Origin of the sequence: Rhodopirellula sp. P2 (genome assembly GCF_028768465.1) — a bacterium.
Lineage (GTDB): Bacteria > Planctomycetota > Planctomycetia > Pirellulales > Pirellulaceae > Rhodopirellula.
The window spans coordinates 4016230-4030474 of the sequence record NZ_CP118225.1 but is presented as its reverse complement, the minus strand read 5'-3'; the positions used below and the strand labels follow the sequence as shown (position 1 = coordinate 4030474).

7 protein-coding genes are annotated in these 14245 nt (G+C 56.5%); 4 read left to right on the top strand and 3 right to left on the bottom strand.

Features of this window, described 5'->3' with window-relative positions:
- Positions 1–212 precede the first annotated feature (212 nt).
- From PSR62_RS14145 to PSR62_RS14130, 4 genes are all read left to right on the top strand, one after another.
- The gene (locus PSR62_RS14145) at positions 213–1820 is read left to right on the top strand and encodes a TolC family protein (protein WP_274403648.1); all 1608 of its coding nucleotides are present in this window, start codon (positions 213–215) and stop codon (positions 1818–1820) included.
- A gap of 998 nt (positions 1821–2818) precedes the next feature.
- A complete protein-coding gene (locus PSR62_RS14140) occupies positions 2819–4303 on the top strand; it encodes an efflux RND transporter periplasmic adaptor subunit (protein ID WP_274403647.1) in 1485 nt (494 codons plus the stop codon).
- A 119-nt stretch (positions 4304–4422) separates the two neighbouring features.
- Positions 4423–7770 (top strand): efflux RND transporter permease subunit, encoded by a 3348-nt coding sequence (locus tag PSR62_RS14135; RefSeq protein ID WP_274403646.1) that lies wholly within the window; start codon positions 4423–4425, stop codon positions 7768–7770.
- A 93-nt stretch (positions 7771–7863) separates the two neighbouring features.
- On the top strand, positions 7864–8430 hold the full coding sequence (locus tag PSR62_RS14130; protein ID WP_274403645.1) for a hypothetical protein: 567 nt from the start codon (positions 7864–7866) through the stop codon (positions 8428–8430).
- A 290-nt stretch (positions 8431–8720) separates the two neighbouring features.
- Here PSR62_RS14130 and PSR62_RS14125 read toward each other — a convergent pair whose 3' ends face one another.
- The 3 genes from PSR62_RS14125 to PSR62_RS14115 form a co-directional block, all read right to left on the bottom strand.
- On the bottom strand, positions 8721–10214 hold the full coding sequence (locus tag PSR62_RS14125) for a sulfatase family protein (protein ID WP_274403644.1): 1494 nt from the start codon (positions 10212–10214) through the stop codon (positions 8721–8723).
- A gap of 84 nt (positions 10215–10298) precedes the next feature.
- The gene (locus PSR62_RS14120; RefSeq protein WP_274403643.1) at positions 10299–11597 is read right to left on the bottom strand and encodes a DUF1552 domain-containing protein; all 1299 of its coding nucleotides are present in this window, start codon (positions 11595–11597) and stop codon (positions 10299–10301) included.
- 95 nt (positions 11598–11692) lie between these two features.
- Complete coding sequence (locus tag PSR62_RS14115) at positions 11693–14242, bottom strand: DUF1592 domain-containing protein (protein WP_274403642.1); 2550 nt, start codon at positions 14240–14242, stop codon at positions 11693–11695.
- Between the last annotated feature and the right edge of the window lie 3 nt (positions 14243–14245).

Sequence of the window (14245 nt, the reverse complement as noted above, 5' to 3'; positions counted from 1 at the left end):
TTGCCGTGAATTCACTGCGCAGCGAATCGGTGGTGGCCCCTGTTGAACCAGCGTGACGGTGCCCTGCCACTTTCCTTGATCGGCACAATCGCTACAGCCTGATCCTCGGATGGGAGGATTCGTTCGGGTTATCGCGATCATGCGTGATGCATCAGTCGTGTCAAACCGATGAACGCAATGGGCTAGTGTCGAATCATGGGAAAGGTGTCGCGATGCAAATGCATTCAAAACTCAGCAACGGGATGCGAAACGCGAAACATGCGTTGTTGCTGGCCTCTTTGGGAATCGCGAGTGGTTGCCAAACCGTTAGCGAAAGGACGCCTAATCGCTCGTTTGCAGGGGCACAACCTGCGTTGCAAGAGACCGTCCAACCACAGCCGGCAGGGAAACTCGAGCCGCAAGAAAGCGTTCAACAGGTTGGCTGGAATGAGTTCGCGTTCGCTCGTGAAACCGCCCCGGAGCCTGTCGCCTTGCAGGCGCCGCCCGACTCGCCCTCAACCAGCGACGAAGTTTCCACGCTGGTCATCGAGCCGCAAACGTTGCGTGATGCGATGGAATTGGATGCCTCGTTGAATGAGGTCGAGGCGTCGCAGCCGATCTCGCCCACGGGCCTCTCGTCTCCAATCGTTGCTGGATCCCAGGTGGCGGGCTCCCATCCACTCGGCCAGTTGACTCTGTCGTCCCTCGAATCGATGGCGTTGGGGGCACACCCTGCGATCGCGGAAGCTCGAGCAAGGGTCGCGTTTTCAAACGGGCAAGCCATCCAAGCGGGCCTGCCATTCAACCCGGTTCTACAATATCAATCCGATGAGATTGGCAACGAAGCGTCCTCGGGATTGCACTCGGTGCAATTGTCCCAGCAGTTCGTGACCGCGAACAAGCTTCAGCTCGCTCAACAGGTCCAGGCTCACGAGGCTGAAAAGCGACGCTCAGAATTACGAATGGCAGAACTGCAAGTCCTGACCAACGTTCGCACCGCGTTCGCGAGTGCCCTGGTGGCTCAGCGTCGTTCCGAAATCGCGTCCCAGATCGTCGACTTGGCGGAGAAGTCGCTGAACAGCGTCAAGGATTTGCTGGACGCTGAAGAAGTTTCACGAGTCGCCTGGCTGCAGGCTCGAGTTGAGACCGAACAAGCACGCATCACCGCCGAGAACGCTGCGACTCAGTTGCGAGCCAACCGCACAGCGTTGGCCGCTGCGACCGGCTTGCCAGCCTTGCCGGAAGGTGCTTTGGTGGGCGACATCGCCGAGGGACTGAGCGAAACGCCATGGGACTCGCTGCTGTCTGAAATCAAGGCGACCAGCCCCGAACTTTCGGCGGCTGGATCAGCGTTGGAACGCGCGAGATGGTCGCTGCGTCTGGCGTGCGCCCAAGTCACTCCCAACATCACGGGGCTCGTCGGTGTCGGGGTCGACGCCGCGTCGGACGATACCTTTGCTCGGATCGGAGTCAGCGTTCCGTTGCCGCTATGGAATCGAAACCAGGGCAACATCCGCAGTGCCCGGGCGAGCATTTCCGAGGCGTCTGCCGCGATCGAGAGAACGCAATGGAGCCTGGAAGGTCGGTTGGCCAACGCGGCTGGACGATACCAAGTGGCCCTCGAACGTTATCACCGATTGAACACAAGCGTGTTGCCAATTTCCGAAGAAACCTACCAATTGTCGCAACGAGCGTTTGAGGCAGGAGAGACCGACTACCTGCAGTTGTTGACCGTCCAACGCACCTTGTTCAACACGCGTCTGAGCGTCTTGGAAGCCGCCGCGCAGGCTCGTCAAGCGGCCGCGGAGATCGAAGGATTGCTGGTGACCTTGGACGGTTGAAAATGCATGCCTCCCTTGTCCAGCCAGCCCTTTTCAATTGGCTTGGTTGATCGATGGCCATCACGCTCAGTAACCCAGCGTCGAAATGCATCCGCGAGATCCCACCCCAAGCCCCTCTGAAATTCTGATCGAATTTACTTCCTGAGTGGTCTTCGATCTGGCCTTTGTGATCCGAACAACCGATAATACTCGCAGCCTTTCACCCGCAGAGAAAACGTGTCCGTCTTTTGTCGTCTCATCACCGCCGTGGCATTGCTGCTGCACCTGTTTTTCGGGTGTGCGATGCATCACGTCGTTGCGTGTGGTGGCCACGATCACGAAGGTTGTCTGCACGACCACCTGGAGGCTGACCCGCTAAGTGTCCACGCTGGACACGATCATGCGGAGGCAAAATCACAGGATTGCTGCCAGCACCATCAGGGGGCACACGAGAACGCATCCGATGCGAGCGAGTCCCGTTGCATCGACGGATGCCTTTGCCAGTCTGATCCTTGCGATCACGACCACCCCGGTTGCCACGGGGGCGTTGGTTGCAGTTTTGTGGGCTCGAATGATGTGCAATTCGTCGTCGAATTGCCTTGGATTGCTTACCTGGAGATGCCAGCGGAGGATCCAAACCATCGTTCCTCGGCTGCTTGGAACCGCGTCACAGTCGACGATGTCGGCTGGACAGCGATGAATTCCAGGTCCCACTGTGCTTGGTTGTGCACCTGGGTGATCTGAAGTTGGGAACCCGCGAATGGTCTTTCGTGAGCTGGGATAAGCCCCAGTTGCGATCAACCTTTTGCCTTCTTTTCATTCCCAATTCTCACTATCGATCGGAACGAGTTCTCGTTTGCGGTTGGTGAGTGTTTGCTCGATCTGCTCCGTCGTCCAGTGGCGATTGATGACACATCACGCAACCTCTCCATTGCACTGAGACACTTGCCTTCTCGCTTCCGCGTGCATCGCTGCTGGCGAGGACGATCCGATCGTCCACCTTGATTCTGTGCACTGTCATGACTTCATCCAATTCTTGGCTCGCATCGCTGCGCACCTCCATTCTTTCACTGCTTGCTATCGCAGTTGCCGTCGCGATCGGACTGTATTTTCTCACCGATTTCGCCGGCCCATCAACCGCCCAAACGCAGTCGCAATCCAGTGTGGATGACGGGCACGATGACCATGCCGGTCACGACCATGCGGGGCACGATGCAGCCAACTCGCTGGAACTGACATCGCAGGCCCGAGCAAACCTGCGACTCCGTACCGAATCGGTCACGGTTGGCCCCTACACCAAGTACGCGGAAGTGCCTGGCATGGTGACACCGTGGCCAGGGAAGACACACATCTCAATCACCTCTCCTTTGACGGGAGTCATCAACGCGATTCATGTGTCGCGAGGCGAGTTGATTGCAAGTGGCGCTCCTATGTTTCGGTTGCGGTTGACGCACCAAGACTTGGTCGAGACCCAAGAGGACTTCCTGCTGCAGCTGGGACAGCTGGATGTCGAGGATCGCGAAATCCAACGCCTGTCGGCGATCACCAGTTCCGGGGCTGTTTCCGGCAAGACGCGATTGGCTCGCGAATACGAGCGAGAGAAGTTGCTGGCGGGACTCCGTGCGGCAAAGCAATCGATGCTGCTGCACGGATTGACGGAACAACAGATTGCCACCATCGAACGAGACCGCACCTTGATTCGCGAAGTCGTTGTTCGGGCGCCATGGGTCGAGGAAGACAATTCGCTTCATCACGAGGCACTCAGCCAGGCGACCAATCGGATGGCGGGCACCCCCGAAGCCCGACTGGCCTCGATGCAACCACCGCCACTGGACGATCACGGGCACACGCACATTGATGCGGAATTTGTTGTCTCCGAACTCGATGTGCGACGGGGTGAATCAGTCACCGCTGGCCAACAGATCTCACAGATTTCGGACTTCGGTCAACTGCTGATTGAAGGCTTGGCCTATCAACGAGATGCCAGACTGTTGCGTCAAGCGGCGGACACACACGCTGAAGTCCAGGCCACGATGAGCGGGCCGGATGGTGACGTGGAAATGATTGGTGGCCTGAATGTGATCTACATCGGCAACAAGATCGAGACGGAGTCACGGTCCTTGGCGTTCTATGTCGGTCTCGAAAACGAGATTGAGCGGGACGAGGTCCGAAATCAAAAACGTTACGTGAGTTGGCGATTCAAACCCGGACAAAGACTGACGCTTCGTCTTCCTGTCTCGCGAATTGAAAACTCCATTGTGGTTCCCAAAGATGCGGTCGCGGAAGAAGGTTTGAACCGGTTTGTGTTCGTCGAAAACGGAGACCACTTTGATCGGGTTGCCGTGGAGATCGTGGCTCGCGACAGCGTTCACGTGGCCATCCGAAACGATGGGCAAATCTGGCCAGGGCAACAAATCGCTGTGCGTGGTGCGCACCAGTTGCAAATGGAAATGAAGAATCGTGGCGGTGGTGCAATTGACCCACACGCCGGACACAACCACTGATCTCGATCCGTCGAAGATCGCTCTGAGCTTCTTTCCGGGGCCAATCAAAAAAGAGTGCCAATGGCACTCGTAGGTTGCCGCCCACCAAGCCACCCCATTCATTTCCATTTGTGACCACGATGTTAGACAAGATCATTCAATTCTCGTTGCGGAACCGCCTGCTGGTCCTGGTGGTCGCGGCGATCATGCTGGGCATTGGGACTTGGCAAGCCACCCAACTTCCAATCGATGTCTTTCCCAATTTGAATCGCCCTCGCGTGGTGGTGATCACCGAGGCCCACGGGATGGCCCCTGAGGAAGTGGAAACGTTGATCACCTTCCCATTGGAAACCGCCTTCAATGGAGCCAGTGGCGTTGAAGCGGTCCGCAGCAGCAGCGGCATTGGATTGTCGGTGATCTATGTGGAGTTCGACTGGAACACCGACATCTACAACGACCGGCAGATCGTCAACGAGCGGTTGCAACTCGCGTCGGAACAATTGCCTGATGGCGTGAAGCCAACCCTGGCCCCCATTTCATCGATCATGGGCCAAATCCTGATGTATGGGATGTGGAGCGAAGGTGGCGAAACCGAACCGATGGAAGTGCGAACTCTGGCCGATTGGGTGGTGCGTCAGCGATTGTTGACTGTGCCGGGTGTCTCGCAGGTGTTCACCATGGGCGGCGGACGGATGCAGTATCAGGTTCTGATCGATCCCGACAAGTTGATTCAGTTTGGACTGACGATCGAAGAAGTTCACACAGCGGTCAAAGAATCCAACCTGAACGCAACCGGAGGCTACCTGGACGACCAAGGGGCCAACGAGTTGCTGGTTCGAGGACTGGGACGCATCACCAGCTTGGAGGAACTGAAACAGATCGCGATCACGATGCGTTCGGGACGGCCAGTGACCTTGGCCGATGTCGCTCGTGTGGTCGAGGGTACTCAAGTCAAGCGAGGCGATTCGTCCGCCTTTGTGCGTGATGAAGACGGCAACGTCGAAGGTGGTCCCGCCGTCGTGCTGACAATCAACAAACAACCCGGCAGCGACACTCGAAAGGTCGATCAAGCGATCGTGGAAGCACTGGAGGAACTCCGGGTATCGCTTCCGGATGACATCCGAATCGCAAACGTCTATTCCCAACGCTCGTTCATCGATCGAGCCATCGACAATGTGGTCGAGGCCTTGGCGGATGGTGGCGTGTTGGTGCTGGTGATTCTGTTTCTGTTCCTTTTGAACTTTCGCACCACGTTCATCACGCTCACTGCAATCCCGTTGTCCATCATTTCCACCGCCTGCGTGTTCGCTGCGTTTGGATTGTCCATCAACACAATGACGTTGGGCGGATTGGCCGTCGCGATTGGCGAGTTGGTCGACGACGCGATCGTGGATGTCGAAAACATCTTTCGGCGGCTGAAGGAAAACCGTCATTCCGAGAACCCTCGTCCGGTACTGCGAGTTGTCTACGACGCGAGCGTCGAGGTGCGAAGCAGCGTTGTTTATGGCACCGCGATTGTGGTGCTCGTCTTCATCCCCTTGTTCGCCCTTGAGGGAATGGAAGGCAAACTGTTTGTGCCATTGGCAATGGGTTACGTGGTCTCTCTGATTGCGTCGTTGGGCGTTTCACTGACCGTCACCCCCGTGCTGGCGTCCTTGTTGATGGTGGGAAAGCGGAACTGGCAAATCGTGGTCCCCGTGTTGGCATTCGGAATCGCTGGGCTGACCGTCACCTGGATTCTGCCTCGATTCTCACATTGGTTCGTCGAAGATTGGCGACTTCCCGGAAACCAACTTGTCTGGACGCTCTTGTTGACGCCCGTGTTTTGGATCTTGATCCAAGTCTCTGAATGGATGCTGGGTGGCGAGGACGCCGAAGAGGGACGTCTATTGGAAGGACTGAAAGGAATCGCGGGCTTGGCAATTCGTTTCAGCACTCAGTTCGCCGTCCCTGTGTTGGCCGCAACCGCGGTGTTGGTCGTCTTCGCGGCCATCGCCTTGTCGCGACTGGAGCGAGATTTCTTGCCGCCTTTCAATGAAGGTGCGGTTCAGGTCAACGCTCTGTTGGCACCCGGGACGTCGCTAGCGACCAGCAACCAGATCGGCGAAACGATTCAAGAGGAGTTGATGAAGCTTGATTCCGTGAAGTCGGTGGCTCGCCGCACTGGACGTGCCGAACTGGACGAACACGCCGAAGGCGTCAACGTCACCGAGATGTTCTTGGAGATCGCAGACGGAGCGGATCGAGAAAAAACCATCGAGACCATTCGCGAAACCATGGAAGAATTCCCGGGAGTCGTCTCGAGTACCGAACAACCACTCGCCCACCTGATCAGTCACATGATCTCTGGGGTCAAGGCGCAGATTGGGATCAAACTGTACGGCGATGACTTGGATGTGTTGCGAAACAAAGCCGAAGAAATGAAGCAACGCATCGCAGGTGTGCCCGGTTTAGCAGACGTGATGATCGAGCAACAAACGAACATTCCCCAGTTGCGGATCGACGTGAATCAACCTGCTCTGACACAGAATGGGCTGCGGCCTGCCAATGTGATGGAACTGGTTGAAACGGCAATGAATGGGCAAGTCGTTAGCCAAGTGGTTCTGGGGCAACGCACGTTTGACCTGATGCTTCGCATGGACGAACCCTACCGAGAGAACATCGAGAAAATCAAGCGACTGCCAGTTCCCTTGCCCAATGGCGGCACACTTCCACTGGATGAGTTGGCAGAGATCTATCGCAGCGATGGCCCCAACATGATCAAGCGAGAGAAGGTTCGACGCCGAATTGTGTTGCAAGCCAACGTTTCAGACCGCGGCGTCGTGGACGTGGTCAACGACATCCAATCCCGTCTAGAAGACCTGGAACTCGAACCGGGTTACTACTTGGAATACGGCGGCCAATTCGAGAGCCAACAATCGGCAACACGTCGATTGATGATTCTGTCCGGCGTGGCTTTGCTGGGAATGTTCCTGGTTCTCTACACGTTGTTCGGAAACGTCAACTTTGCCATGCAAGTCCTGGTTGCACTTCCGACCGCATTTGTCGGAGCAGTGGCGGCACTCGTGCTGACCGACCAAAACCTGACCGTTGCCGCGATGGTGGGCTTCATATCACTGTGCGGCATCGCCAGTCGAAACGGCATCCTGTTGCTCAACCACTACTTGCACTTGGTTCGTCACGAAGGCGAATCATGGACTCATCAGATGGTGGTCCGTGCAGGACAGGAACGCATGGCACCGGTGTTGATGACCGCCCTGACATCAGGCATTGGGTTGCTGCCGTTGGCACTAGCCGCGGGCGAACCCGGGAAAGAAATCCTGTACCCCATCGCGACGGTGATTGTGGGTGGATTGTTCAGCAGCACCCTGGCCGAGTTTTTCGTGCGGCCTGCGTTGTTCTGGGCCATTGGACGTGAAGCGGGGAAGCAAATGGTAGAAGCCTCGACCGCCGAAACCAGCGACCCTTTCGTGAACGGAACCCATTGAATTGGAAGAACGCTTCGATCGATGACGACACACTGAATCGATGGAAAAGAAACCTAGAAGTGATTGATCTCCCCCTCAAATCTCGGAGTTGAAATGAAGTTTGCATGGAATCTGGTGGCATTGGCGTGTGTTTTCCTCGTTGGCTGTGGCCCCAAGTCGCCCTCGGGTGCGACCTCGTCCCCCGGCACCGACACCGTGGTGGTGGAAGGGATGCCGCCTGAGGCACACGGTCACCCCGAACACGGCCCCAACGGCGGAGAACTGATTGAACTCGGCAAAGAAGCGTTCCACTTGGAGATGCTTCACGACGATCAAACCGTCACCCTGAATGTGCTGAACGGTGCTGCAACCGAAGTGGTTGCCATCGAGGCGACCGAATTGACTGTCAGTTTGAAGCACGATGACACCGTGAAAACGTTCTCGCTGCCCGCCGCGGAAACCACCGCGGGCAAGTCGTCCTCGTTCAGCGTTGCCAACCCTGAGATGGCAGCGTGGATGGAACAAGGTGCCGAAGGTGCAGTGACGTTGGAAATCAGCGGCAAGTCCTACACCGGAAAGATCTCGCACGATCATGATCACGAGGGACACGATCATGAGGGCCATGATCACGACGGACACGACCACGACGCAGAGGGTCACGAAGGCCACGACCACGACTGAGTCAAAAATAAGCAGGTCGGCAGGAATGATCGGGTGCAACGATGTGAGCCGTTTGGGCGTTAGCCCCGGTTGCACGTGGGAGCAACGACGCTACCCAAAACATTCCAAATGATGAAAGACTCCTGCCGAACTGCTTAATGCTGAGCCCCCGGAGTGATTGCATTCACCATGGTGGTCTCATCGCATCAGTCGGTGGAGGACGTTCCAATGCCGGCAAGGCTCCCGGTCCGCGATTCGACTAGCCCTCGAAGGACCGGGAGCCGCTTTTTCGACCTCGGACGCGTTCCGATTCAACGCACCACGTTCGAGTGCGATTGCAAAGAAGACGTCTCGGCTTTCGAAAGCGAACGCCATCGATCAACCGGTTTGGCCTGCCCCCCTTCGTAGTCCTCGCCCGCATGGCTGGATTTCGCAGACTCCAAGAACTCAAGCAGTTCCTTCCGCATCGATCCGACCAGACCTGGATGCTGCTCCGCGAGGTTGTTTGATTCGGTGACATCGTTGCTGAGATCAAACAATCGGTCTCGGGAAGTGTCGCTGGCTGACTCGATGATCAGCTTGTGTTTGCCGCGGACCAGGCAAGCGAACTCTCCGTAGCGAAACGGAATCGACTTCTCTCGCTTCGATTGTTCGCCTTTCCAAATGGGAAGGACATTTTCACCATCGATCCAACGACCGGGGAGCGGCTTGGTCCCCGTGATTGCTGCCACGGTGGGAAGCAAATCCATGACCGACAGTGGGACATCGAGTCGGACGCCAGCAGGGACGTTGCCTGGCCAATGGACCAAGGCGGGAACTCGAACGCCACCATCGAGCACGCTTCGTTTGCGTCCTGAGAAATCGCCGGCACTGCCCGCACGTCGGGTTTTGGATCGATCTTTGGGCGTCTGACCTTCCGGCCCATTGTCGCTGCAGAAGAATAGCAGTGTGTTGTCGGCAACACCGAGCTGATCAAGTTTCCTTCGCAGACGGCCGATTTGGTCGTCCACCGCGGTGATGCATCCGTAGTAGTGGGCCGCCTCGCCGTGCCCTTCGTACCGGGCCAAATACTCAGGTCCAGCTTGGATGTCTTCGTGCGGGGCGTGGAACCAAATCACACTCAGAAACGGTTGTTCACGGTCCACCGCCTGTTCGATGAACGGCACCGCCCGATCCATCAGCACCCGGGAATCGCACCCCAATACATTCTCGTTTGTCGGCACACCGTTTTCGTAGTAGGGGTTGTTGCGTGCACGCTTCCCCACACCTGGGTCCCAGGTGCACACAGCCGACTCCGTCACAAAAGAAGCGTGATAATCGCGTTCCCAAGGCGGTGCGTAGTGACGATCCGGACGCCGCCTCTTCCCTTTCGCAGAGACTGTTCGACTGAGCGTCCCAAGGTGCCATTTGCCGAAGTGCCCGGTCACGTAGCCGTTTGATTTCAACAGCCTAGCCAAGGTGAATTCCTGCTCTGGGAGGTGCCCTTGATTGGCTGACCAAACTCCCATTCGATAGTAGTGCCGTCCCGTCAAGAACGCAGCCCTCGTGGGCGAGCAAACGGGACCGACGGAGTAGAAGTGGTCGAGCACCGTCCCCTCTCTGGCCAAAGCATCCAGTTCGGGAGTTTGAATGATCGTGTTCCCGTTGAACCCTGTGTCGCCCCACCCCATGTCGTCACACATCATCAAGACAATGTTGGGACGCTCCGCCGCTTCCCCGCGGGTCCCCCCAGGCATCAGCCCCAGTGTCATGACAGCCAACAAGCGAACAACAGTCGGCAATGAAAACAGGGTGGGACAGATCATGGCAGGACCAGGTACTTTCAGCGCAGGAAGTGGAAACAGTGCAGCGAATCAGAAACTCTTTTCGAATTCACTCCGACTCAAGCATCAAAACAGATCCTCGATAATCCCCGTCGAATCACCGAAGGAATTCGACTGAATCCCGGCGCCCCGCAAGGTGCTGAGCCAGAGATTGCACAATGGTGTTTTGGGATCGTCCATCACGAGGTGACGACCATGTCGGAATCCCGCTCCGCCACCGGCAATCAAGGTGGGGCAATTTTTCAACGTGTGCACCGAACTGAGGTTCGTTCCCATCGAGATGGCGACGTTGTCAAAGAGGCTGGATCCATCCGGTTCCGTGCTCGCTTTCAGCTTGTCCATGAACTCCGCCAACAGACGAGCGTGAGCGGTGTCGCGATTCTGCGAAACGGTGCGACGTTCACCCTCGGAGTAGTGGCTCATGCTGTGCGCACTCATCGTCGCACCGAGGCTGGCGATCATCGAACTGACCGGCATGCGGTAGGTGAAGACCCGGGTTGCATCGACTTGCATGGCTGCGACCATGATGTCGTACATCATCCGAATCTCTTCCACGCCCTCAAGTGATTCCCCCGGTTCGGGAACCGCTTCTTGAGGCCGCTTCTTCTCGACCCCCAACCATTTCTCTTCTTTGGACAATCGAACCTCAATCTCTCGAATGGACTGGAAGTATTCATCCAGTTTCGCATTGTCAGATGCGTTCAGTTTCCGATTGATCGACTTGGCGTCCGAAAGCACCGTGTCGAGCACGCTACGTTGTTCCTTCAAACGTTGCTGTTGAACTTCAAGTGGCGTTCTGTCGACGGAGAACAAACGGTGGAAAGCAGCCACCGGCGTATCCAACCCGGCGATCGGTTTGCCTGAGCGATTCCAAGCCAGTGATCCACCGGGACCATGACCATCCGCGGAGGCACCTTGCGCCGCAAGCTGAATCGACGTGAATCGAGTTTGCTGACCGAGGACTTCGGCAGCAACTTGATCGACCGAAACAGTGTTGTGAAAACTCTGCCCGGGAATCGCATAACGGTTCGCGCCGGTCAACCAAAACGTGCTGCCGGAGTGTCCGTCCGCGGAGTATTGGTGCATCAAATTCTGAATGATCGTGATGTCCTTCTGGTGCTTGGCCAGCGGCCGAAGGATCTTGGGCAATTCGTAGTTCTCGCCCACCGTGTCGATGTCGGGGTACCAACGATCCGCGGTGACACCAAACCCCATCCCCAAAAACACCATGCGTTTGGCTGGCGCAACTGCGGTCGTTGCTGCGCTGGCGAATCGTTTGAAACCAAATGATTCCAGCATGGGCAACGCAACCAAGGCACTGCTGCTACGAAGAAAACCACGACGGGAGGGACGAATTGTTCTCATGGGAGTTGCCTTGATGGGGACGGAAAATGTGACAGACATCCTGCCTACCATTTTTGCGAAGGAACGAGGGACGAGCTGGAAGCCTGTTTCACTGCTTAGCGAGTTTGAAACGTAGGTGACTGAATCAATGCGTGAATGAACTGGCGAATGGAATGATTGTGTTGCTTTGCCTGCAAGCTGATCTGGCTGGCGAGCTCTTGATCGGTGAATCCGAAAGGACGACCGAGACCGTACGCGATCAAAGCCTCCGTGAATCCGCGAGCGAATTCGTCGTCGTATTCTGCGACCGCGTCGCGGAGTTCAAAGAAGTTCGAAAACGGTTGTCCGTTGGGAACCTTCCCGGCGGGTTCGATATCGAATCGGACGTCTTTTTCCCAACGGCCATAGCGACGTCTGCCGATCCCAATCACCTCTTGATCCCGCCACTGACCGGCCGCGTCAAAGTTCTCGAGTCCAAACCCGATCGGATCAATCTTGTGATGACAGTTGGCACACTGAGGTTGCTCCTGGTGAGCCCGCGCCAATTCACGTGCAGGCAAAGTTTCCCCCGCCAATCGACTCAGTTGAGGAACGTTGGGTGGTGCCGGCGGCGGAGGATCGTGCAGCAAGTGACGCAGCACCCAAGCACCACGTTCGACCGGCGATGATCGCTGACCATCGGACCCCATCGCCAGCACTGCTGCAGTGCCCAGCAAGCCACCTCGCAAGGAATCGTCCGGCACCGCAACCTTGCGAAACTCGTGTCCCTCCACGCCTTCGATCTCGTAGTATCCGGCCAACAAATCGTTGACGACAACAAAGTCGGCCTTCAATAACTTTTCGAGTGGCAGCTCACTCTCCAGCAAGTAGGCAAACGTTTCGAATAGTTCCTGCCGAGCGTTCTCACGAACGGCGTTGTCAAAGTTGGGGAAGTCCGCTCCGTCAAATTGGAACATGTCCAATCGTTCCATCTGCAACCACTGATGAACAAACCCTTCGATCAAAGCTTGGGAGCGAGAGTCGCGAAGCATTCGTTCCGTTTCCGCTGCCAAAATCGAAGGATCAGTCAGTTCGCCGGATTTCGCCAGGGCCATCAGTTCCTCGTCTGGCGGAGCTGACCACAAAAAGTACGACAACCGTACCGCCAACTCATTGGGCGACAAATTGCGATCTTGTTCAGAATCGGTTTCCTCGACCTGATAAAGAAAACTCGGGGAAGCCATCACAATCGACAGCGGTGAGACCAACGCCTCGGTGACGGATTGGCCTTGGTCACGGGCCGTTTGATAGTGCTGACTCAAACGCTGCAAGTAGTCTTCGGCAGGCGGTGACCCACGAAACGCTCGGCTGGCGAAACGCCGAATCACCTCGCGAGCGTATTCGGATTCGTCCATGTCACTTGGTTGCTCAAACAGAATCGAATCACGAGCAGCCTGGATGGCCTTGGTTTGATCCGAAGGCGAAGGACCGTTCAGTTCGACCCAATCAATCCAAATCCCAGGCGGTGTTCCGATTCCATTGTCTCGCATGTGCAGCGTGGCGAGATTCTTGTCGCCGCGATCTTGATGAGATCGTTGGTGAATCCAAACTTGTTGCCTGGCCCCCGGTTCATGCGTGAATTCAAAGTCAATGGTTTGTGGGTCGTCCATTGGGGCAGTCACCTTGCGCCACCCCAGCAATTGACGTCCGGTTCCGAAGCCGGAGCTGAATTCCAAGTAGTGGTGCCGTTCATCGGCGTCGGGGTACATCGCCGCACGAACTCGCACGTGGTATTTGCCATCCGCGTCGGGATGCTGCGTCGGCAGTTTGACTTTCGTGTACCCGCCCTGTTTGATCGTCATGATCAACGTGATCCCCGTTTGGGTCTCCGGTCGAGCCAAGTAGTCTTCCATCAATGGCAACCACTCCTGGACCTTCTGCTTCTTGGCTTGGTAGGCATCCAACAACCCAAACTCAGACGCAGGCTTCTCTGTTTGAGACAAGAATGCATTGGCACGTTTGCCGATGTCTCGCATTTGCTCGGCCGCCTCGGTGTAGTGCGGCGTGTAGTACTCCTCGGGTTCAATGCGAATCGTTTTCGACTCCGGACTCTTTCGAGGCAAGAGTATCAACTGCAAATTCGCAATCGCAGTCGAGTGATACTGTTCGATTTGGTCGCTCGATAGAAACAACGAGGCTCCTGCGGTGTCGAACCCAGCCGTGGCCTGGTCGTCCGGCAGCGTCGTCACATCCGGACGCACGCCCAACAATGCTTCCACCGTGTTCGCATATTCGCGACGATTGAGACGACGCATCATGATGTCGCCCCCCGAATCGCTCAGCAGCTGTCGTGCGGTGACCATTTTCTCAGACAAGTCTTCCAAAAACGCGAGTTTGTCCGCGTCGCGAAGAGGTTCCGAATCTTCCGGTGGCATCTCGCCTGAATTCAGAGCCCCCAGCACCTTCGACCACAACTCCGCGGTCGCCATGTCCTCAGCCACGTTCATTGATAGCGATTCGAGATCAATGTTGGCTTCCTTGGTCGCACTGTCGTGACAATCCAAGCAGTGGGTTGCAAGAAGCTCCGCGTGACGATTTGGCATCTCGGTGCCAGGAAGCTCCTCCGCGAATGCAGCTTGGCAAACAACGGAAAAAAGCAGAGCGAGTGACAGACGATGAAAGAGCATGAG

Bases quoted from the DNA above. Each gene is read 5' to 3' on its own strand.
- PSR62_RS14125 (WP_274403644.1), bottom strand. From the start codon at position 10,214: ATGATCTGTCCCACCCTGTTTTCATTGCCGACTGTTGTTCGCTTGTTG.
- PSR62_RS14120 (WP_274403643.1), bottom strand. From the start codon at position 11,597: ATGAGAACAATTCGTCCCTCCCGTCGTGGTTTTCTTCGTAGCAGCAGT.
- PSR62_RS14115 (WP_274403642.1), bottom strand. From the start codon at position 14,242: ATGCTCTTTCATCGTCTGTCACTCGCTCTGCTTTTTTCCGTTGTTTGC.
- PSR62_RS14135 (WP_274403646.1), top strand. From the start codon at position 4,423: ATGTTAGACAAGATCATTCAATTCTCGTTGCGGAACCGCCTGCTGGTC.
- PSR62_RS14145 (WP_274403648.1), top strand. From the start codon at position 213: ATGCAAATGCATTCAAAACTCAGCAACGGGATGCGAAACGCGAAACAT.
- PSR62_RS14140 (WP_274403647.1), top strand. From the start codon at position 2,819: ATGACTTCATCCAATTCTTGGCTCGCATCGCTGCGCACCTCCATTCTT.
- PSR62_RS14130 (WP_274403645.1), top strand. From the start codon at position 7,864: ATGAAGTTTGCATGGAATCTGGTGGCATTGGCGTGTGTTTTCCTCGTT.